Annotated in this window: 26 protein-coding genes; all 26 read left to right on the top strand. The window is 35.9% G+C overall.

From position 1 onward, the window contains the following. The first annotated feature begins 40 nt into the window (after window positions 1–40). The 26 genes from fabG to B0A80_RS05110 all read left to right on the top strand — a co-directional run bounded on the left by fabG (window position 41) and on the right by B0A80_RS05110 (window position 20,540). Complete coding sequence (gene fabG, locus B0A80_RS05235) at window positions 41–772, top strand: 3-oxoacyl-ACP reductase FabG (protein ID WP_017496917.1); 732 nt, start codon at window positions 41–43, stop codon at window positions 770–772. Between the two features lie 138 nt (window positions 773–910). Continuing rightward, window positions 911–2,146: a beta-ketoacyl-[acyl-carrier-protein] synthase family protein gene (locus tag B0A80_RS05230; RefSeq protein ID WP_017496916.1), complete on the top strand. Its 1,236-nt coding sequence runs from the start codon at window positions 911–913 to the stop codon at window positions 2,144–2,146. After that, complete coding sequence (locus tag B0A80_RS05225) at window positions 2,139–2,393, top strand: acyl carrier protein (protein ID WP_017496915.1); 255 nt, start codon at window positions 2,139–2,141, stop codon at window positions 2,391–2,393. The genes B0A80_RS05230 and B0A80_RS05225 overlap by 8 nt, the downstream gene beginning before the upstream one ends. Further along, on the top strand, window positions 2,393–3,271 hold the full coding sequence (locus tag B0A80_RS05220) for an LpxL/LpxP family acyltransferase (protein ID WP_070906176.1): 879 nt from the start codon (window positions 2,393–2,395) through the stop codon (window positions 3,269–3,271). Before B0A80_RS05225 ends, B0A80_RS05220 begins: the two co-directional genes overlap by 1 nt. A gap of 319 nt (window positions 3,272–3,590) precedes the next feature. After that, window positions 3,591–4,493 (top strand): hypothetical protein, encoded by a 903-nt coding sequence (locus B0A80_RS05215; protein ID WP_070906177.1) that lies wholly within the window; start codon window positions 3,591–3,593, stop codon window positions 4,491–4,493. A 16-nt stretch (window positions 4,494–4,509) separates the two neighbouring features. Then, window positions 4,510–5,643, top strand: a complete 1,134-nt coding sequence (locus tag B0A80_RS05210; RefSeq protein WP_017496912.1) for a beta-ketoacyl-ACP synthase III — start codon at window positions 4,510–4,512, stop codon at window positions 5,641–5,643. Next, the gene (locus tag B0A80_RS05205; RefSeq protein WP_070906179.1) at window positions 5,643–6,074 is read left to right on the top strand and encodes a hypothetical protein; all 432 of its coding nucleotides are present in this window, start codon (window positions 5,643–5,645) and stop codon (window positions 6,072–6,074) included. The genes B0A80_RS05210 and B0A80_RS05205 overlap by 1 nt, the downstream gene beginning before the upstream one ends. A gap of 10 nt (window positions 6,075–6,084) precedes the next feature. Beyond that, window positions 6,085–6,549, top strand: a complete 465-nt coding sequence (locus tag B0A80_RS05200) for a hypothetical protein (protein WP_017496910.1) — start codon at window positions 6,085–6,087, stop codon at window positions 6,547–6,549. A 23-nt stretch (window positions 6,550–6,572) separates the two neighbouring features. Further along, window positions 6,573–6,977: a hypothetical protein gene (locus tag B0A80_RS05195; protein ID WP_089076654.1), complete on the top strand. Its 405-nt coding sequence runs from the start codon at window positions 6,573–6,575 to the stop codon at window positions 6,975–6,977. Beyond that, window positions 6,977–7,975 carry a BtrH N-terminal domain-containing protein gene (locus B0A80_RS05190; protein ID WP_070906181.1) on the top strand — a complete coding sequence of 333 codons (999 nt, stop codon included), beginning with the start codon at window positions 6,977–6,979 and terminating at the stop codon, window positions 7,973–7,975. Before B0A80_RS05195 ends, B0A80_RS05190 begins: the two co-directional genes overlap by 1 nt. Before the next feature lie 7 nt (window positions 7,976–7,982). After that, window positions 7,983–8,735: an ABC transporter ATP-binding protein gene (locus B0A80_RS05185; protein ID WP_017496907.1), complete on the top strand. Its 753-nt coding sequence runs from the start codon at window positions 7,983–7,985 to the stop codon at window positions 8,733–8,735. Continuing rightward, window positions 8,725–10,014, top strand: coding sequence for an ABC transporter permease (locus B0A80_RS05180; protein ID WP_017496906.1), 1,290 nt, complete (start codon window positions 8,725–8,727; stop codon window positions 10,012–10,014). Before B0A80_RS05185 ends, B0A80_RS05180 begins: the two co-directional genes overlap by 11 nt. After that, window positions 9,989–10,438: an acyl-CoA thioesterase gene (locus B0A80_RS05175; protein WP_017496905.1), complete on the top strand. Its 450-nt coding sequence runs from the start codon at window positions 9,989–9,991 to the stop codon at window positions 10,436–10,438. The genes B0A80_RS05180 and B0A80_RS05175 overlap by 26 nt, the downstream gene beginning before the upstream one ends. Before the next feature lie 111 nt (window positions 10,439–10,549). Continuing rightward, complete coding sequence (locus B0A80_RS05170; protein ID WP_089076653.1) at window positions 10,550–11,695, top strand: beta-ketoacyl synthase N-terminal-like domain-containing protein; 1,146 nt, start codon at window positions 10,550–10,552, stop codon at window positions 11,693–11,695. Between the two features lie 94 nt (window positions 11,696–11,789). Further along, window positions 11,790–12,407: a 3-oxoacyl-ACP synthase gene (locus B0A80_RS05165; RefSeq protein ID WP_089076652.1), complete on the top strand. Its 618-nt coding sequence runs from the start codon at window positions 11,790–11,792 to the stop codon at window positions 12,405–12,407. A 2-nt stretch (window positions 12,408–12,409) separates the two neighbouring features. After that, window positions 12,410–12,667, top strand: a complete 258-nt coding sequence (locus B0A80_RS05160; RefSeq protein ID WP_017496902.1) for a phosphopantetheine-binding protein — start codon at window positions 12,410–12,412, stop codon at window positions 12,665–12,667. 134 nt (window positions 12,668–12,801) lie between these two features. Further along, a complete protein-coding gene (locus B0A80_RS05155; RefSeq protein ID WP_089076651.1) occupies window positions 12,802–14,001 on the top strand; it encodes a beta-ketoacyl-[acyl-carrier-protein] synthase family protein in 1,200 nt (399 codons plus the stop codon). After that, window positions 13,992–15,059 (top strand): beta-ketoacyl synthase N-terminal-like domain-containing protein, encoded by a 1,068-nt coding sequence (locus B0A80_RS05150; protein WP_070906187.1) that lies wholly within the window; start codon window positions 13,992–13,994, stop codon window positions 15,057–15,059. The genes B0A80_RS05155 and B0A80_RS05150 overlap by 10 nt, the downstream gene beginning before the upstream one ends. Next, complete coding sequence (locus B0A80_RS05145) at window positions 15,056–15,832, top strand: polysaccharide deacetylase family protein (RefSeq protein ID WP_089076650.1); 777 nt, start codon at window positions 15,056–15,058, stop codon at window positions 15,830–15,832. The genes B0A80_RS05150 and B0A80_RS05145 overlap by 4 nt, the downstream gene beginning before the upstream one ends. A gap of 118 nt (window positions 15,833–15,950) precedes the next feature. Beyond that, window positions 15,951–16,577: an outer membrane lipoprotein carrier protein LolA gene (locus B0A80_RS05140; RefSeq protein WP_089076649.1), complete on the top strand. Its 627-nt coding sequence runs from the start codon at window positions 15,951–15,953 to the stop codon at window positions 16,575–16,577. Further along, on the top strand, window positions 16,543–17,178 hold the full coding sequence (locus tag B0A80_RS05135) for a hypothetical protein (protein WP_089076648.1): 636 nt from the start codon (window positions 16,543–16,545) through the stop codon (window positions 17,176–17,178). The genes B0A80_RS05140 and B0A80_RS05135 overlap by 35 nt, the downstream gene beginning before the upstream one ends. Window positions 17,179–17,215: 37 nt before the next feature. Then, the gene (locus B0A80_RS05130) at window positions 17,216–17,845 is read left to right on the top strand and encodes a porin family protein (protein ID WP_089076647.1); all 630 of its coding nucleotides are present in this window, start codon (window positions 17,216–17,218) and stop codon (window positions 17,843–17,845) included. A gap of 8 nt (window positions 17,846–17,853) precedes the next feature. Then, entirely contained in the window at window positions 17,854–18,468 is a 615-nt protein-coding gene (locus B0A80_RS05125; RefSeq protein WP_017496895.1) for an outer membrane beta-barrel protein, read from the top strand. Window positions 18,469–18,474: 6 nt separating this feature from the next. After that, the gene (locus tag B0A80_RS05120; RefSeq protein WP_017496894.1) at window positions 18,475–18,846 is read left to right on the top strand and encodes a 3-hydroxyacyl-ACP dehydratase; all 372 of its coding nucleotides are present in this window, start codon (window positions 18,475–18,477) and stop codon (window positions 18,844–18,846) included. 2 nt (window positions 18,847–18,848) lie between these two features. Continuing rightward, window positions 18,849–19,334 (top strand): hypothetical protein, encoded by a 486-nt coding sequence (locus tag B0A80_RS05115; protein ID WP_089076646.1) that lies wholly within the window; start codon window positions 18,849–18,851, stop codon window positions 19,332–19,334. An 18-nt stretch (window positions 19,335–19,352) separates the two neighbouring features. Further along, the gene (locus tag B0A80_RS05110; protein WP_089076645.1) at window positions 19,353–20,540 is read left to right on the top strand and encodes a DUF2062 domain-containing protein; all 1,188 of its coding nucleotides are present in this window, start codon (window positions 19,353–19,355) and stop codon (window positions 20,538–20,540) included. Window positions 20,541–20,564: the final 24 nt, after the last annotated feature.

Below are 20,564 nucleotides of genomic sequence, written 5' to 3'. Positions count from 1 at the left end.
AAGTGATTTTATACCGAACAAATAAAAATAAATTCTGAATATGAAATGTGTATTAGTAACTGGCGGTTCACGAGGAATTGGAAGTGCTATTTGTAAAAAATTAGCCGTTGATGCAAATTATCATATCCTGATTAACTATCACTCGAATAAAACAGCTGCTGAAGTAACACTTCAGGAAATACAAAAACTAGGAGCAACGGGAGAAATCTTAGGTTTTGATGTTTCCAATTTTGAAGACGTACAAAAAACGCTAACACAATGGCAGGAAGCTAATCCGGAAGCAATTGTAGAGGCAATTGTAAACAATGCCGGAATTACAAAAGATGGTCTTTTTATGTGGATGAGTCCCGAAGACTGGAACGGTGTAGTAAACACGAGTTTAAACGGATTTTTTAATGTTACACAGTTTTTTATTCAAAAAATGCTGCGCAATAAATACGGCCGAATTGTTAATATGGTTTCTGTTTCAGGAGTAAAAGGAACAGCCGGACAAACGAATTATTCGGCAGCAAAAGGCGCAATTGTTGCAGCAACCAAGGCACTGGCTCAGGAAGTTGCCAAACGAAATATTACTGTAAATGCTGTTGCACCCGGTTTTATTAAAACGGACATGACCAGTGAACTGGATGAAAAAGAATTATTAAAGCTGATTCCGGTAAACCGTTTTGGAGAAGCGGAGGAAGTTGCAGATTTGGTAAGCTTTTTGATTTCAAAAAAATCAAGTTACATTACAGGAGAGATTATCAATATAAATGGAGGAATATATTCTTAATAATCCTATGTTTGTGAGATTGTTTTAAGTTTTTTTAAACGTCAAAAATTGCTCACAAAGACGCAGAGCCCCGAAGTTTTATTAACAAAACTTCAAAAAAATACACTTTAAGGATAGAAAATACTTTGAAATACCACCATGAATAAAAGAGTTGTAATTACTGGAATGGGAATTTATTCTTGTATCGGAACTTCTTTAGATGAAGTAAAGGAATCTTTATACCAGGGAAAATCAGGTATTCAGTTTGATTCTGAAAGAAAAGAATTTGGTTTCCAATCGGCCCTAACGGGAATGGTTCCGAAGGCTGATTTAAAAAATTTATTGACCCGCAGACAGCGAATGAGCATTGGTGAAGAGACCGAGTATGCTTATATGGCTACGATCGAAGCATTGAAAAATGCGAATATAGATGATGCCTTTTTTGAAGAACGCGAAGTGGGAATCATGTATGGAAATGACAGTGTGTCTAAAGCTGTTATTGAAGCTACTGATATTGTCAGAGATAAAAAAGACACCGCTTTGATAGGTTCAGGTGCTATTTTTAAATCGATGAATTCAACGGTAACCATGAATTTATCAACGATTTTTAAACTTCGCGGTATCAATCTTACTGTAAGTGCAGCCTGTGCCAGCGGATCACACTCTATAGGACTCGCTTATTTTTTAATCAAAAGCGGATTTCAGGACGTTATCATCTGTGGAGGCGCACAGGAAATCAATAAATATGCGATGAGCAGTTTTGATGGTTTGGGTGTTTTTTCGGCCAGAGAAAACGAACCGGAAAAAGCTTCCCGTCCGTTCGACAAAGATCGTGACGGATTAATTCCGAGTGGTGGCGGTGCAACGTTAATTCTGGAGAGCTACGAATCGGCTATTGCCAGAGGCGCAACCATCATTGCCGAAGTTGCAGGTTACGGATTCTCTTCTAACGGCGGACACATCTCGACACCTAATGTTGAAGGACCGTCTATAGCCATGCAACGAGCGCTTGACGATGCACAGCTAAAAGCAACGGATGTTGATTATATAAATGCTCACGCAACCTCAACTCCTGTTGGAGACGGAAATGAAGCCAAAGCTATTTTTGAAGTTTTCGGAGAAAGAAATCCATATGTAAGTTCTACCAAATCGATGACAGGTCACGAATGCTGGATGGCAGGAGCAAGCGAAGTAATCTACTCTATCCTAATGATGCAGCACGATTTCATTGCTCCAAACATCAATTTAGAAAATCCTGACGAAGATGCTGCTAAATTAAATTTGGTCAAAACTACTTTAAACAAAAAATTTGACATATTTTTGTCCAATTCCTTCGGATTCGGAGGAACCAACTCTGCGTTGGTGGTTAAAAAGTTTAAATTGAACGATGAATAAAGAAGAGATTATAGCAAGAATTAATGGTTTTTTGGTTGATGAATTTGAAGTAGACAATGATGATATCGAACCGGATGCTAATTTAAAAAACACACTTGGATTAGATAGTTTAGATTATGTAGATTTAGTAGTCTCGATCGAATCTAACTTTGGTGTAAAACTGGTAGAAGCTGATTTTGTTGGAATTGCTACTTTTCAGAATTTTTATGACCTTATTGAAACCAAACTAAAAGCTAAAGCTGTTTAATGAGTCAATGGGATGGCAAATCAAAAGGAACAGTTTTAGGCTATAGAATATTCGTTTTTTTAATACAAAAAGCGGGTATTAAGGCTGCTTATGTCCTGCTTTATTTTGTTGCTTCATATTACTTTTTGTTTTTAAAAAAAAGCAACAAAGCCATTTTCTATTACTTTAAAGAAAGGCTTCAATATTCCTGGTTCAAATCTAAAAAAATGGTCTTCAAAAGTTACTATACTTTTGGACAGACGATCATTGATAAAATTTCCATTTCTGCAGGAATGCGAAACAGATTCACTTATGAATTTGACGGAATTGAGGTACTGAAAAAACTTCTGGCCGAGAAAAAAGGAGGTGTTTTAATTAGTGCTCATGTTGGAAATTTCGAAATTGCCGAACATTTCCTGGGTGATATTGATCTTAATTTTCAAATCAATCTGGTTACTACCGATTTGGAACATTCTGCTATAAAAAACTATCTGGAGAGCGTTACCCAAAAACCTACCGTAAAATTTATCATCATTAAAGACGATTTGTCTCATATTTTTGAGATCAATGCTGCTTTGACCAATAACGAATTGGTTTGTTTTACCGGCGATCGCTACTTTGAAGGCACCAAATCTCTTTCGGAAAATATATTAGGTAAGGAAGCTAATTTCCCTGCAGGTCCATTTTTAATTGCTTCACGATTAAAAGTTCCTGTTGTTTTTGTTTACGTAATGAAAGAACCTAACTTACATTATCATTTGTACGCCAGAGAAGCTGCCTCGAAACATCGTGATGAAAAAGGATTGCTGAAAGAATATGTACAAAGCGTTGAGACTATTCTGCAAAAATATCCGTTGCAATGGTTCAATTATTTTGATTTCTGGAACAAAGCTCATTAAAAATCAGCCCGCGGATTACACGGATTAAACTGGTTTACACGGATTTATTTTCTTGGGGCTCTTGTAAAAGTTATTCTATAAAAGTAAAAATGAAGATTTACAAAAACCGTATCACTGTTTAAATCCGAACACAAGACACTACATATAAACTACTTACACTTAGGAATCACTTTCTTTTTGACATTCTACGAAAAGAAAAAACTGTGAAAACCAGTTTAATCCGCAAAATCTGTGGCCCAAAAACAATTCATTTAAACAAGAAAATTCGTTTAAATAAATTTGCCTATTTTTGTTCGCAACCAAAAGCAAATAAACCTCAATGAAAAATGTTCTTGTTATTTATTATACGCAGTCTGGACAACTGGGAACAATTGCACGAAATATTGCAAAACCCTTCCTGAATTCAGAGGAGATAAATGTAACTTTTCACGAAATACAACTGCAGAAATCTTTTCCTTTTCCATGGAATAAAGACGCTTTTTTCGACGCTTTTCCCGAATCATTTCTGCAAATTCCAACCGAACTAAAACCGGTTCCGGAAGAAATTCTAAACACCAAATACGATCTGGTATTGTTTCACTATCAGGTTTGGTATTTGTCCCCTTCTATTCCGATTAACTCTTTTCTGAAAAGTGCCGAAGCGAAAAAAATATTAAACAACACACCTGTTATCACCATCAGCGGCTCTCGTAATATGTGGATTATGGCGCAGGAAAAAATCAAAGTTTTACTAAAAGAAGCCAATGCTCAGCTTGTTGGAAATGTGGCTTTAGTAGATCGTGTTGGAAATTTAATCAGTGTAATTACGATTGTAGAATGGATGTTTTCGGGCGTAAAGAAAAAATATCTTGGTATTTTTCCACTGCCGGGAGTATCAGAAAAAGACATTCAGGAGTCAGATAAATTTGGAGAAACAATACTTTCTGAATTTAAGCAAAATCAATTACAGAACTTACAGCCCAAATTAGTTGCCATTGATGCCGTTAAAATCAGCCCTTATTTGGTCACCGTTGATAAAACGGCAAATAAAATTTTTAATAAGTGGTCGAATCTGATTTATAAAAATCAAAAAAACAGAAAAACACTTCTTAAAGTATTTAATGTTTATTTATTCCTTGCAATATGGTTAATCTCGCCAATAGTGTATATATTGCACCTTATTACCTACCCCTTTAAGTTAAATACCATAAAAAGAGAAACTCAATATTATCAAGGAGTTTAGAAGACGAAATTAGATTATGTTTGAAGTATATATTACCAAAGCCGCAAAGTATTTGCCAAATGAAGCCATTTCTAATGATGAGATGGAAAGTTATTTAGGCCTCATTAATGATGCTGCCTCTAAAGCAAGACGTATTATTTTGCGCAATAATAAAATCACAACTCGTTATTACGCAATAGATAAGTCCGGGAAAAGCACGCATAACAACGCCGAGTTAACCCGAAATGCAATTCTGCAATTGTTTGATGAAAACTTTACAGCACTGGATCTTGAAGTACTTTCCTGCGGAACCTCAACACCTGATATCTTTCTTCCTTCACATGCTGCGATGGTACACGGTTTATTGAAAAACAAATCTGTAGAACTAAATTCTTCAACAGGAGTTTGCTGTGCAGGTATGAATTCTTTAAAATTTGGTTTCCTGTCTGTAAAATCCGGAAACTCTAAAAATGCCATTTGTACGGGATCTGAAAAAGTTTCGACCTGGCTCAATGCCCAAATGTACAACCACGAAGCGGCGAATTTGAAAAATCTGGAAGAACAACCCATCATTGCCTTCAAAAAAGATTTTTTACGCTGGATGTTATCTGATGGTGCAGGAGCGTTTTTATTAGAAAACCAACCAAAAGGAGCGATCTCATTAAAAATTGAGTGGATGGAAGCCTTTTCGTATGCTTACGAATTAGAAACCTGTATGTATGCCGGTGGTGATAAATTAGAAAATGGTGAGATCAAAGCCTGGAGCGATTATGCACCGGAACAATGGTTAAACGAATCGGTTTTTGCCATCAAACAAGATGTAAAATTACTGGACGAATTTATTCTTTCCAAAGGAGCAGAAAGTATGAAAGATGCTATGGATAAAAACAATATCACATCAGATCATGTCGATTATTTTATCCCTCACGTTTCTTCTAACTTTTTTGTGGAAGGACTAAAAAAAGGACTGAATGAAAAAGGAATCGGTATGGCCGATGAAAAATGGTTCATGAATCTTTCAAGAGTTGGGAATGTCGGTTCTGCCTCTATTTACTTAGCTTTGGAAGAATTAATGAATTCAGGAAATTTGAAAAAAGGAGAACGTATTCTATTATCTGTCCCTGAAAGCGGAAGATTCTCTTTTGCGTATGCTTATTTAACTGTTTGCTAATGGAAACTGCTTTACTTTTAGAAAAAAACGCTGTCGAAAATTTATTGCCACAAAAGTTTCCTTTTGTTATGGTTGATAAAATGTATTCGTTTACCGAGACCTCATTGGTTGCGGGATTAAAAATTGAAAACGATAATATTTTTTCTGACAACGATACCTTTTTAGAAGCCGGTTTAATCGAGCATATGGCGCAATCTGTGGCTTTGCACACGGGCTATCAATTTTTCCTGAAAAACGAAACAGCCCCAACAGGCTACATTGGATCGATCAAAGAAATTGAAATAAAAAAGTTACCCAAAGTCAACGACACAATTCAATCGACCATAACTATTTTACAGGAGTTTGCCGGAATTACTCTGGTAGACATCGTAACGTATCTGAATAATGAAGAAATTGCGAACGGGCAAATGAAGACCGTTTTAGCTAAATAATATAATAGGAATGAAAACCGGAGTCGACATACAAAACTACCTACCCCACAGAGCACCATTGCTTATGGTGGATTTAATTTTGGATATAAATTCCAGTTTTGTAGAAACCACATTTTTGATCCGTGAAGACAATATTTTTGTTGACAACAACATTTTTATTGAAGCCGGGCTCATCGAAAATACCGCACAAACCTGTTCCTCAATTGTAGGTAAAAAATATTTTTTTGACGATGACGGAACAGAAAATGAAAATGTAAATGTAATTGGTTTCATCAGCGCTATAAAGAATCTGAAAGTACATGCGTTGCCAAAAGTTAATGACACTATTATTACCAAAGCAAATTTAGTTTCAAAATTTGCGGGTGACGATTATACTTTATGCACCATGAGCTGCGAAAGTTTAGTTGATGACAAACTACTTTTAGAATGCGAAATTAATCTGTTCATTCAACAAACGATTTCGGCTATTTCATAACTTCTCCCGAAAATAAAAAGGCCATGGAAAAAGAAAAAGTACCACAAGACAACGGCAATTTAACCAAAAATAATCTCAAAGAACTGCTTTACGCCACCGATGAAAATGGTGACTATACCACAACTTTAAGTACCGGTTGGGAACCTAAAACCATCGCACTATCCAATTCGATTGATGACATAAATGAACGAATTGCCGAAGCAAAACAACAGGTAGAAATGGGTGAAGTAAGTCCGATTTGTTATTATATGGAGCTTAATAAAATGGATCTTACCATTCTTTCCAGTTATGTTGGAATGTGGAAATGGCGTGTAAAAAGACATTTTAAACCCTCTGTTTTTGCCAAATTGAGCAACACTACTTTACAGAAATATGCCGATGCTTTTGAAATTTCAATAGCTGAATTAAAAAATATTAAAACCGCGTAATGCAAACTAATTTTACACATCATCAATCTGCCCATTGCGAAAATGGAGTAGCTTCGAATTTGTTAAAAAACAACGGACTGAATATCAGCGAACCAATGGTTTTTGGTATTGGCTCCGGACTTTTCTTCGTATACCTGCCGTTTATAAAAGTCAATCACGCTCCGGCCATTAGTTACAGAACTTTGCCCGGACAGATTTTTAACAAACTGGCGAGTCGTTTAAACTTAAAAATAAAAAGACAAAAATTTTCCTCTGTAATAAATGCCAACAAGGCCTTAGATGAAAATTTAAAAAATAATATTCCAACCGGATTACAAGTTGGCGTGTACCATTTGAGTTATTTCCCTGATGAATACCGCTTTCATTTTAACGCACACAATTTAGTGGTTTACGGAAAAACCGAAACCGATTATCTGGTGAGCGATCCTGTAATGGAAACCGTTACCACCCTGACACATGACGAACTCGACAAGGTGCGTTTTGCCAAAGGAGCTTTTGCACCAAGAGGACAAATGTACTATCCGATTCAAATTCCGAAGGATGTTGATTTAAAAAGTGCTATTATAAAAGGAATCAAAAATACCTGCCGCGATATGTTGGCACCAATGCCTATCGTGGGTGTCCGCGGAATCAAATTTGTTTCCAAACAAATCCGAAAATGGCCTGTAAAACACGGTACTAAAAAAGCCAATCATTATTTGGCACAAATGGTTCGTATGCAGGAAGAAATAGGTACAGGAGGCGGAGGTTTCCGATTTATTTATGCCGCTTTTTTACAGGAAGCTTCAGTTATTCTGAACAATGAAGAATTAAAATCCCTTTCAAAAGAGATGACACAAATCGGAGATTCATGGCGTGATTTTGCCGTTGAAGCCTCAAGAATTTACAAAAACAGAAGCGCCAAAGAAGATGCCTACAATACAATTGCCGATGAACTTCTGGACATTGCCAATCGTGAAGAAATCTTTTTCAAAAAACTAAAAAAAGCTATTAGCTAAGAATATTTTGCAATCCATAATAAAAATAGAATCCCTTTCGAAAAAGTACAAAAATGCAGATCTGTATTCTTTGAACGATGTTTCGCTGGAGATTAATCAAGGTCAAATTTTCGGGTTATTGGGACCAAATGGTGCCGGAAAGACCACTTTAATCTCCATGCTTTGCGGACTGATCAAACCAACTTCAGGGCATTTCACTATTGATAGTCTGAATTATACTCATCATTCCTCCAAAATCAAAAAAATAATTGGCGTTGTCCCTCAGGAATATGCATTGTATCCTACTTTGACAGCCCGGGAAAATTTACATTATTTCGGAAGCATGTACGGACTAAAAGGCAATTATCTAAAAGACAAGGTCATTGAAACCTTGGATCTTTTAGGATTATTAAAATTTGCCGACAAACGTATTGAGACTTTCTCAGGCGGTATGAAGCGCAGAGTCAATTTGATTGCCGGAATTTTACACAATCCTAAAGTTTTGTTTTTAGACGAACCAACTGTTGGTGTTGACGTACAATCGAAAAATGCCATCATAGACTATTTAAAATTCTTAAATCAAAACGGAACCACCATTATATATACGTCACACCATTTAGCAGAAGCGGAAGATTTCTGTACTCATATTGCCATTTTAGATCGCGGCAGAATTTATGCCCAAGGTACACCTTCGAGCCTAATTGCTTCTACTGAAGAAGCCCGCAATCTTGAAGAAGTTTTTATTTCATTAACCGGTAAAGACTTTAGAGATGGTATATAAAATTTGGATGTCGGTCGTAAAAGAATTCCTCCTGCTCAAACGAGATCTGGGCGGTTTGATCATTTTATTCATCATGCCTTTGGTTTTGGTGATTACAGTAACCTTGATTCAGGACAGTACTTTCAAAACCGTTAGCGATAACAAAATTCAGATTTTACTGGTTGATAACGACAAAGGTTCAGTGTCTAAAACCGTTTTTGATAATCTGGAGAAAAGTCAGCTTTTTAGTGTGGTCACACAAATTGATCATAAACCCATCACGGAAGAAATTGCCAGGGAAGCCGTTTACAAAGGAAAATTTCAGCTGGCCATTGTAATTCCGGAAAAACTAAGTGTTGATCTGCAGACCAAAATTGATCAGAATGTCGAAAACATTGTGAGCAAAATGGGGTTAACAGAAACAGATACCTCGGCTCAAGCCAAAAAACCGAAAGTAATTAAAGAAAAAGAAGTCAAATTGTATTTTGATCCGGCAGTTCAAATGAGCTTCAAGAATGCCGTGATGAGTTCCATCGATAAGATGATTTCACAGATCGAAACCAAATCAATTTATACTACTTTTCAAAATCAGCTGGGAGAAGGAAATGCCGAATTTGAACAAAAAAGTTTCATCACTTTTAAAGAAATTATTCCTAAAATAAACAACAAAGAAGTGCGTCCCAACTCAGTACAGCATAATGTTCCGGCCTGGACACTTTTTGCTATATTCTTTATTGTAATTCCATTGTCTATCAATATTGTAAAAGAAAAATCACAGGGAACGTTTGTTCGTTTATTGACCAATCCGGTTTCTAATATTGTGGTTATAATTGGTAAAACCATAACCTATTCTGTCATTTGTATGATACAGTTTTACATGATGGTCGCTGTGGCAATCTTTTTATTTCCGCATATTGGTTTACCTCCTTTGAATGTTGAAGGCCATTTATTTTTAATGAGTGTTGTAGCCTTATTTTCAGGTTTCGCTGCCATTGGTTTCGGAATTTTATTGGGAACGGTCGCGAGCACGCAGGAACAATCAGCTCCTTTTGGTGCGACAAGTGTTATTATCCTGGCGGCGATTGGCGGAATCTGGGTTCCCGTTTTTGCAATGCCGGGCATCATGCAGCTTATAGCCAAATCATCACCCATGAACTGGGGATTAGAAGCTTTCTATGATGTTTTACTCCGCAACGTATCTTTCCTTGAAATCATTCCAAAAATAAGTTTGCTATTTTTGTTCTTCATTATCACAACATCCATTGCATTATTCTATGACAAAAAGAAAAGAACAGTTTAACGAAGCAACCGAACTAACCGTTTCACATGAAATCAGAATTCGTTTTAACGAAACGGATCCGCTTGGAATCGTGTGGCACGGCAATTATATCACCTATTTTGAAGACGGACGTGAAGCTTTTGGTCGCCAACACGGACTTACCTATTTGGATATTGCCAAAACAGGCTACACAACTCCTATCGTAAAATCGAAATGCGAACACAAATTGTCTTTGCGTTATGGCGATGTGGTAACCATAGAAACTACGGTAATTGACACACCCGCCGCCAAAATGATCTATCGTTTCAGAATACTGGACGATAAAGGTGAAGTGGCTTGTACCGGAGAAACCGTTCAGGTTTTTTTAGATCAGGAAGGAAATCTAATGCTGACTAATCCTCCTTTTTATGAAGAATGGAAACGAAAAGTCGGGCTGTTGAAGTAAAACACGAATGACACGAATTTTCACAAATTTAAGAATAAAACAAGCAGTGCAAATCTGCCTAATCTGCTAAATCTGCGTGCTATAAAAATCACGCTGAAATAAAATCATAAAATGTTAAGAGAAATATACATTACACAAACCAACTGCATCACACCATTAGGTTTTGATGTCGAATCAAACGTTGAAGCGATTCTTCGAGGAGATTCCGGCATTCAGCTTCAAAATGATATTTCTTTAATGCCCCATTCATTTTATGCTTCTATTATTTCTGATGAAAAACTCAACAGTGCTTTTGCAAAAATAAGTACTGAAACTAAATATTCCCGTTTAGAGAAAATGATGATTTTGGCTTTAGAACCAATTATCAAAAACTCGGGAGTTGAACTAAATTCCAAAGCAGCCTTTATCCTTTCGACAACCAAAGGCAATGTAACGGCTTTAAAAAATGATTCTGCTGACAGTTTTAATAATGCACATTTAGACGTTCTGGCAAAAAATGTTGCCGCTTTTTTCGGATTTCAAACACCCCCCATTGTGGTATCGAATGCCTGTGTATCAGGAATTTTAGCCATTTCTATTGCCAAAAGAATGATTCAGTCAGGTCTTTATGACCATGCTTTTGTCGTAGCGGGTGACGAAGTTTCAGAATTTGTTTTGTCTGGTTTTAATGCTTTTCAGGCTATGAGCGACTTGCCTTGCAAACCGTATTCTAAAAACAGAACCGGTGTAAGTTTGGGGGAAGCGACGGCCGCAGTGTTAGTTACCGCCGAAACTGCAAATGCCAAAATAAAAGTGATCGGAGACAGTTCGATAAACGATGCCAATCATATTTCGGGTCCATCGAGAACAGGCGAAGGTTTGTTCAGAAGTATTCAAAATGCTTTGAAAGAAGCTCAAATTGAAGCTGACAAAATCGATTATATTTCAGCACACGGAACTGCAACGCCTTTCAACGACGAAATGGAAGCCATCGCTTTAAATCGTTTAGGTTTACAAAATGTTCCTGTAAATAGTTTAAAAGGATTCTACGGTCATACCTTAGGTGCTTCGGGATTACTAGAAACCGTAATTGCCATTGAATCTGCCAATCAAAATAGGCTTTTCGAATCAAAAGGTTTTGACGAGATGGGCGTGAGCGAACCAATAAATGTTATTGAGAAAAAGGAAGAAAAGACAATTGATTTTTTCCTGAAAACAGCTTCCGGATTTGGAGGTTGTAATACGGCGGTGATATTTGAAAAGGTAAAAAATGATTAACCGCGAATTGCACTAATTTTCACAGATTAATTAGTGTAATTTAACCCCAAAATCAATTCGTGCTAATTTGTGCAATTAGTGTTAAATTAAAATAATGAATCCAAACAAAACCAACATACAATCCTATTGCACCATTGAAAACAACGAAATTGTTTTGAACGGAACTTCGATATTCAAAATTGAACCGACCAATTTTAGTGATTTCTCTAAACAGGCCTATCGCAATTTTGACCTGCAATATCCAAAGTTTTTCAAAATGGATGCGTTGAGCAAACTGGCTTTTTTAGGAGCCGAGTTACTTTTGAGTCCGATAACTTCTGATGAAAAAGAGAACAATATTGCCTTGGTTCTGGCCAACAAATCCTCGAGTTTAGATACCGATGTGAAATACCAGGAATCTATTTCCGACAAAGAAAACTACTTTCCGAGCCCTGCGGTTTTTGTCTATACCCTGCCAAATATATGTCTGGGCGAAATAAGTATCCGCCATCAGCTGAAAAGTGAAAATTCTTTCTTTATATTTGATGCCTTTAACACCGAATTTATATCCAATTATTCTGCTATTCTTCTGAATACAAATAAAGCCGATATAGTTCTTTGTGGCTGGGTAGAATATTTTAATGACGAATACAAGGCGTTCCTTTGCACGATTAGCAAGGAAGAAAGCACAAAATATACCAACGAAACTATCAATACATTATACAATAAATAATCATGGAAGCATTAAAAGAAGAATTAAAAAACAAAATCATTACTACTTTAAACCTTGAAGATATCGCGATCGAAGATATTGCAGATAACGATCCTTTGTTTGGAGATGGTTTAGGTTTAGACTCCATTGATGCGCTTGAACTGATCGTGATTCTGGATAAAGATTACGGAATTAAACTGGTAGACCCAAAAGAAGGAAAAACCATTTTTCAATCCATCGAAACTATGGCGGCGTACATTAGCGCTAACAGAACTAAATAGACTGCTTAGACTTTCTTAGATCTTTAGACTACTTAGGTAAAATTCTCTAAAACCTAGAACCCTCAAAATCTAAGAAGTCTAATATCTAACAATCTAAGCAAGTCTAATATCCATTAATCTAAGCAAGTCTAAAAATGAAAGGTGTTGCAATAACCGGAATGGGAATTATCTCCTCGATTGGAAATTCAGTCGAAGAAAATTACATTTCGTTAATCGAAAATAAAGTTGCGGTAACGCGTATCGAAAACATTGAAACAATTCACGCTGCTATAAATAAGGTAGGGGAGATTAAAAAAACCAATGATGAATTGGTTCAGGAATTAGAACTTACTCCCGATAATAACTTTTCGAGAACTGCGATGATTGGCACTTTTGCAGCGAAACAAGCTGTTAAAAATGCCGGAATTACGGCAATAAACGAATTCAGAACCGGGCTCATTTCGGCGACAAGTGTGGGTGGAATGGATATGACCGAAAAACATTATTACGATTATTTCAAACATCCTGAACTTGTCAAATACATTACCTGTCATGATGCCGGCGATGTAGCCGAAAAAATTGCCGAAGAGTTAGGTTTAAAAGGAATTGTTACCACTATAAGTACAGCTTGTTCATCAGCAGCAAACGCAATTATGCTGGGTGCAAGACTTATAAAATCCGGAAAACTGGACCGCGTAATAGTAGGCGGAACCGACGCTCTGGCAAAATTTACAATCAACGGCTTCAAAACCCTCATGATTTTATCTGACGAATACAACAAACCTTTCGACAACAACCGAAAAGGACTAAATCTGGGTGAAGCAGCTGCTTTTCTGGTTTTAGAATCTGATGAAGTCGTTCAGAAACAAAACAAAAAAGTGCTGGCCCGTGTTTCAGGTTATGGCAATGCCAATGATGCTTTTCACCAAACGGCTTCTTCAGAAAATGGAGACGGTGCTTACCTGGCCATGAAAAAAGCGTTTGACGTTTCGGGTTTAAAACCAAGTGAAATTGACTATATCAACGTTCACGGAACAGCCACTCCCAACAATGATTTGTCTGAAGGAAGAGCTATACTTCGAATTTACGGTGATGAAAAAGTACCCGATTTTAGTTCGACGAAACCTTATACAGGACATACTTTGGCAGCTGCGGCGGCCATTGAAGCTGTTTACAGCGTTCTGGCGATTCAGAATAATGTGGTTTACCCCAATCTGAATTTTGAAACACCAATGGAAGAGTTTGACTTAAAACCGCAAACAACTTTAAAGAATAAAAAAATTGAACACGTTTTATCAAACTCTTTTGGGTTTGGAGGAAACTGTTCCACTCTTATCTTTTCAAAATGCAATTAAAAAAAACATATATAAATGGAATAGGTTGTATTTCGACTCAAAAAACATTTGATACTGTTTTTTTAGAAGAAGCCACACACAACCTCGACGAGAATGTGCTTAAAATCGTTCCGCCGGTTTACAAGGATTATATTTCTCCTGCTGCCATAAGAAGAATGGCAAAAGGTGTAAAAAACGGAATCGTGGCCTCGGCAATTGCCATGAAAGATGCACAACTCGAAAATGTGGATGCCATTATTACCGGAACAGGATTAGGATGTATTGAAGATTCTGAAAAATTCCTGACCAACATCCTCGATAATAATGAGCAATTCTTAACACCAACTTCATTCATTCAATCGACACATAATACGGTTGGCGCTCAAATTGCGTTGCTACAAAAATGCAACGGTTACAATTTTACCTATGTTAACGGAGCGGTCTCTTTTGAATCGGCACTTTTAGATGCTAAAATGCAAATTGAGGAAGAAGAAGTACAGTCTGTTCTTGTGGGCGGTGTCGATGAAAATGGCGATTATACTACTGCGCTTTTTAAATTGTCAGGACGTATCAAACCAGACGGTCAGCAACCCTACAACCTTTTAGAGGCTACTACAAGTGGTGCCGTTTATGGAGAAGGTGCCAGTTTTTTTGTTTTAGAAAATGAGCGAAAAGAAACTACCTATGCTGAAGTACTGGACATTGCCATAGTAAATACTCTGGAAGAAAATGAAATTGAAGCAGCAATCAGATCGTTTCTGAAATCCAATCAATTAGAAATTTCAGATGTTGATGCCTTGATTTTAGGATTTGACGGTAATGCAGATTTTGAAAATTATTATAAAAATCTAACCCAAAAGGACTTCGCTCAAACTCCGCAATTGTATTACAAACATTTGAGTGGTGAATACGATACAGCTTCAGCTTTTGCTTTATGGATGGCGTCTAAAATTTTAAAAACTCAGGAAATCCCTGAAATTATAAAAGTAAATTCAGTCGAAAGACCGGCTTATAATACGATTTTATTGTACAATCAGCTCAACGGAAAAAACCATAGTTTCACGTTACTTTCAAAATGATAACGCATAAAAACATTTCGTTATTCTTTCTCTTTGTATTGCTGCTATTGCTTCTTCTGAATCTCTATACAGCAATTAACGGGGCATGGTTTATCGCAATTGTTTTAATTTGGTTAAGCATAAATGCTGTGGGCTCTGCTGTAATTTCTTCTAATTATCACGTAAAAGCTTACTGCAATAATTCCTCAGAAACCCAAAAGAAAATTGCGATTACTTTTGATGATGGCCCCTCTATTTTTACTCCGGAAGTTTTGGCTCTTTTAAAGAAATATGAGCTCAAAGCTACTTTTTTCTGCATTGGAAAAAACATCGAAACTCATCCTGAAATCGTACAACAAATTATAGCAGAAGGACATTTGGTTGGCAATCATTCGTACAGCCATTCTCCTTTTTTTGATTTTTACAATGCTAAAAAAATCACAGCCGAAATTCAGAGAACAGACGCTCTTTTAGAAAAATACACTTTCAAAAAAATAAACTTCTTCCGCCCGCCCTACGGAGTTACAACACCCTCCATCCGAAGAGCTTTAAAACGTACAGGCCACAAAGTAATTGGATGGAATATTCGCTCGCTGGACGGTGGCACAACCAACCAAAGTTTAATTTTCAACCGAATCATAAAACGTATTTCTCTGGGAGGAATTGTACTTTTGCACGACACTGGAGCACACTCTGTTTTGGTACTGGAACAGTTTTTGCAATTTTTGCAGCAAAACAATTATAAAGTAATTTCAACCGAAGAACTTTTGAATCTTAATGCTTATGAAAACTGAACGCGGATGAAGCAGATTCGCTTACGCGAAGACGCGGATAAAAAGCGGATTTTAATAATTTAATCTGTGAAAATCCTTTAATCTGTGGCAAAATAATAAAGCGCAATTCGTAATAAATATGAAAACTAAAATAGCACTCTTAATTTTATTCATCTCAGGCAATTTGTTCGCTCAGGAACAAAAAATGTCTGATGCCGAAATTAATGCTTTCAAGCAGGATGTAAATGTAGTTTCCAAAAAAATCAAAACCCTGAGTACCGATTTTGTTCAGTACAAACACTTGGACTTTTTATCGAAAGATATTGAAACTTCGGGAAAAATGATTTTTAAAGAACCTTCTTTATTACAATGGCAATACAAGAAACCATACAATTACAGCATAGTTTTTAAAAACGGAAAAATACTGATTAACGACGAAGGGAAGAAAAGTGCCGTTGATATTGGCAATAGCAAAATCTTTGGCAGAATCAACAAATTGATTGTCGGAAGTGTAAGCGGTAATATGTTTGACGACAAGGAGTTTGTCATTTCTTATTTCAAATCAAAAGGACAAAATATAGCGAAGTTTGTTCCTAAAGATGCTACTTTAAAAAAATACATCAAACAAATTGAACTGACTTTCGACAAAGAAGAAGCAACCGTAATTCAGGTAAAACTGTTAGAGTCCTCTGAAGATTATACCCGAATTGTACTTAAAAATAAAGTGATCAATGCAAAAATCGACGATTCAGTTTTTAATAATTAATTGCTTCCTTGCAATTGTTCTGGTTTCTTGCGGGTCTGTCACAAAAAACTATACTCCTAAAAAATTAGACCGAACGTCTTACCAGGTCCCTTATTTCGCAGATTCAAAAACCGATTACGTTTATAAAACCAACATCACAGTTTACGGTCATGAAATGTCTGGAATTTTCATCGCCAAAAAAATCAATGACACTACACATCGTATTGTTTTTACAACAGAATTTGGCAACAAATTAATGGATTTTGAAATTTCTGAAACAAACTTTAAAATCAATTCGATTGTATCCGAATTAGACCGAAAAATCCTTATCAATACCTTAAGAGAAGATTTTCGCTTGCTACTGAAAAAAGATTATATCTTTCAGCAACAATTCGAAAATGAATCAGCGGACATCTATAAATCACAGGATGGAAAACGTGACAACTATCTTTTTATCTCCAAAAAGGACCAAAAGTTAGAAAAGGTCGTTCAGTCTTCTAAAACAAAAGAAAAATTTACACTGACATTTAGTTCAGAAAACAATATTTTTGCTGAGAAAATTTTGATTAATCATCAAAATATTAAACTGAAAATTGAATTAAATTATTTGAAATCAGAGTAAAAATTTAAACTAAACCTAAACTTAAATCAAACCAAAAATGAAAAAAATAACCGTAATTGCCTTTGTTTTATGTATTGGAATTATAACGTCAAATGCCCAGGTAAAGGTTAGTCCGGGATTACGCGGAGGTTTAAATATATCGGATTTAAGTAATATGCCGGAAAATAGCAGTTCTAAATCTGATTTTTATGTGGGTGCATTAATGGCTATAAAATTCAATAAATATTTTACGTTGCAGCCTGAGTTGAATTATTCCAGACAGGGTTCTGAGATTCGTTTGTCTTATTTAGATTTTGACAACAATACTTCCCGTCGCAGAAGCCAGAAAGCCGAAATTAACTATCTTACACTTGGAGCTGTGGCTAAATTTAATTTTAAAGGAAAGGGTTTCCACGTATTAGCCGGACCCTCTATAGATTTTAAAACCAATGATAATTTTGACAAATTTGGAGAGAACCCTGTTGATGTTGACTTTGCTATTGTTGGCGGAGTTGGGTATACCCTTCCAAACGGATTAACTTTTGAAGCCCGATTAAAACAGGGATTAGTTGATATTTATGGCTACGACGGATATGATTATGATAATGAAAACAGACGCTATTATGATGACATTACTTTAAATCAGGTTTTCCAAATAGGTATTAGTTACACTTTCAAAGTAAAATAAATTAAATCATGAACAAAAGAAATTTAATAATTATCGTATTGGCCTTGTTTGCCTTAACAAGTTTACAGGCACAGGTTACCTTTAAACCCGGTTTGAGAGCAGGAGCTTCTTTTTCTACATTCTCCAATACACGTTCCGACTATAAAACTGATTTTTATATAGGTGGTTTTGGTGAAATCAAATTAACCAAAATTTACACTTTACAACCCGAAATCACGTATAGCCAGCAAGGAGCGAGTAACGTTAAAACTTTTATCAGTTATAATAACGGTAACGATGTTGTGAGTTTAAAAGATTTAGAAATTGATTATCTTTCCATTGCTGTAGTCAATAAATTTACTTTAAAAAATGGCTTTCAGTTTCAGGCTGGGCCCACTTTAGATTTTAGATTACGAGACAACTTACTTTATGAAAAATCAGATATTGATCTGGCTTTTATAATGGGTATTGGTTATAGATTACCTTCCGGATTGACTTTTGAGGCCCGTTTCAAAAAAGGAATTGTGGATGTTCTTGATAGTGATTATTACGGCAGCAACGGTAACAATAATGATTATTGGTTTAGAGATTATAATACAAATGTTAGTTTTCAAATAGGTGTTTCTTATCCTTTTGGCAAATAAAAAAATATGGTTTTAAAAGATTTTTACAAAGTTCTTTCCGAAGAAAAAACAGGAGATTCTAAATACACAATTTCGATTCTGATCAATGAAAAACACGACGTTTTCAAAGGTCATTTTCCGGGCAATCCGATTATGCCGGGAGTTTGCATGATTCAGATTATAAAAGAACTTACGGAGTCTATCACCAAAAGTACTTTGATCATGCAGACACTTTCCAATGTGAAGTTTATGGCGCTGATTAATCCGGAAGTAAATCCGGAATTACGCTTAGAACTTGATATTGTTACAACAGAAGAAGATTTGGTTAAGGTGAAAAACACCACTTATTTTAACGACACCGTTGCGCTGAAACTGAGCAATGTGTACAAAAAAATATAACTATGAAATTAGTATTGTCATTGTTTTTATGGGTTCATTTTGTGAGTACTCCGGATTTATCCAGCATTAGAAAAATGTATGCCGACGTCACAAAATCAGAAGCAAACGCTAAAGAATTTTCAGAAAAACTTTCCGGTATTTCTGCCGACGATGATAAAATTCTGGTAGCCTATAAAGCGGCTTCTATTTTATTGGATTCAAAGTTTAAAAACCGTTTAAAAGATAAAATGGATCGTTTTAAAGAAGGCGCAAAATTATTGGAATCCACTATAAAAAATGATCCCAATAATATCGAAATGAGAATGATTCGCCTGAGTATTCAGGAGAACGTTCCCGGAATTACAGGCTATAGAAAAAACATTAAAGAAGACAAAAAATTCCTCACCGATCATTACGCAGAGCAAAGTGCTGCTTTAAAAGAATATCTAAAAAACTTTGTTTTACAATCAAAGAGTTTCTCTGAGAAAGAGAAACAATTTGTGAAGTAGATAAAGGAAAAAAAACTCATGATACCTACTTTACCACAGCAGGAATTACTAAACGCTACAAATTTTTGTGTGATTGTTCCAACGTACAATAATCACAAAACGTTGAAAAGAGTGTTGGATTCTGTTTTAGATTTCACTTCAAATGTCATTATTGTTAATGACGGTTCGACCGATGAAACTTCTGAAATTCTGAAACACTATTCGCAATGCACTCAGATTCATCATCCTAAAAATCTGGGAAAAGGAAGAGCTTTACGAAATGGTTTCAGAAAAGCAATCGAGTTAGATTTTGAGTACGCGATTACAATTGATTCGGACGGACAGCATTTTGCTGCCGATATTCCGAATTTTATTGCCGAGATTCAAAACCATCCTAATTCATTATTGATTGGGAGCCGAAATATGACTCAGGAAAATGTACCCAAAAAGAGCAGTTTCGGAAATAAGTTTTCTAATTTCTGGTTTAAATTTGAAACCGGAATTCAACTCGACGATACTCAATCCGGTTACCGACTGTATCCCTTGAAGCTCATTCCGAAACAATTTTATACGAATAAATTTGAATTCGAAATTGAAGTAATAGTTCGCTCTGCCTGGAAAGGTATTGTGGTTAAAAATATTCCTGTTCAAATTTTGTACGATCCTGCTGAACGTGTTTCTCATTTTCGTCCGTTTAAAGACTTTACCCGTATCAGTATATTAAATACCGTTTTGGTCATTTGGGCATTGCTGTACATCAAACCCAGAGACTTTTTTAGAAAAGCAAAAAAAAAAGGTTTTAAAAAATTCTTTTTAGAAGACATTTTAGAAAGTAGTGATTCCAATTTCAAAAAATCGGCGGCAATTGCTTTGGGAATTTTTATCGGAATTTCTCCTTTTTGGGGGTTCCAAACCATCCTGCTTTTAACTTTTGCTACCTTATTTAAGCTTAACAAAGTGATCGCTTTTCTGGCTTCAAATGTAAGTTTTCCACCTTTCATTCCTTTTGTTATTTACGGATCATTAAAAATGGGAAGTTACTTTGTTTCAAACGATGTTATGCTAACTGCAAATGGTTCGGTTACACTTGATGATATTCAAAAAAATGCAACACAATATATCGTGGGAAGTCTTATTTTAGCATCCGTTTTAGCGCTCTCAGCAGGTCTGATAAGTTATTTACTTTTAACCGCTTTTAGCGCTAAGAACAAAACAAAGATTACATAACGTCTTGCCACAGATTGAAAGGAT

It is taken from the genome of Flavobacterium tructae, assembly GCF_002217475.1.
Taxonomy (GTDB): domain Bacteria; phylum Bacteroidota; class Bacteroidia; order Flavobacteriales; family Flavobacteriaceae; genus Flavobacterium; species Flavobacterium tructae.
Note: the sequence above shows the minus strand (reverse complement) of the source record. Positions and strands in the feature narration are given on the sequence as shown.